This window comes from Bradyrhizobium sp. Mp27 (assembly GCF_029953005.1).
Lineage (GTDB): Bacteria > Pseudomonadota > Alphaproteobacteria > Rhizobiales > Xanthobacteraceae > Bradyrhizobium > Bradyrhizobium barranii.
Map to the genome: position 1 here is coordinate 1 of NZ_JASAUS010000855.1, position 219 is coordinate 219.

The 219-nt window shown below is 58.0% G+C and carries 1 protein-coding gene; it reads right to left on the minus strand.

Going from position 1 to position 219, the window contains the following annotated elements; genetic code table 11:
- On the minus strand, positions 1-219 hold a 219-nt coding region (locus tag QJT78_RS52855; RefSeq protein WP_281461017.1), incomplete at both ends, for a hypothetical protein.

Consider the following 219-nt stretch of genomic DNA (forward strand, 5'->3'; position numbering starts at 1 on the left):
CGGAAAGCCAAATTGATCAACCAGGTCCTGGTAAATCGCCTGCGCGTTCCGCTTCAGCCGGACCTGTTCTTCGATCCACGTCCGATGCGCTTCGCAAGCCGAACGGGCCAGAGAGCTGGCCCCGCAAATTCGGACAGTAGCTTGAGTGGATTTTCTGCCTGACAGCGGCGAGGATTCTTGCTGCGAATCAGGAGCGAAGATGACGAAGAAGAGCCGCCG